Origin of the sequence: Pseudomonas sp. DE0010 (assembly GCF_007680745.1) — a bacterium.
GTDB classification, from domain to species: Bacteria; Pseudomonadota; Gammaproteobacteria; order Pseudomonadales; family Pseudomonadaceae; genus Aquipseudomonas; species Aquipseudomonas parafulva_B.
In genome coordinates, this window is record NZ_VEJQ01000230.1 from 1 (window position 1) to 260 (window position 260).

Consider the following 260-nt stretch of genomic DNA (forward strand, 5'->3'; position numbering starts at 1 on the left):
GGCCATCGTGCTGGGCAGCGCCATCGGCCTGTTCTACTACCTGCGCGTGATGGTCACCCTGTACCTGACCGAGCAGGGCCTGCAGCGCCACGATGCGCCGATGAACTGGGGTCAGCGCGCCGGTGGCGTGATGCTGATCGCCATTTCCATCGCGACCTTCGTCCTCGGCGTCTATCCGCAGCCGCTGCTGCAACTGGCGCAGCTGACGGTGTTCTGATCCAGGACGTCGCCCACGATCCCCGCTTCGGCGGGGATCGTCG

The 260-nt window shown here is 66.5% G+C and carries 1 pseudogene; it reads left to right on the forward strand.

Annotated features, from left to right (window positions below):
* Positions 1-217 (forward strand): annotated as a pseudogene (locus FS767_RS22350) (NADH-quinone oxidoreductase subunit N); the annotation flags it as partial.
* Positions 218-260 lie beyond the last annotated feature (43 nt).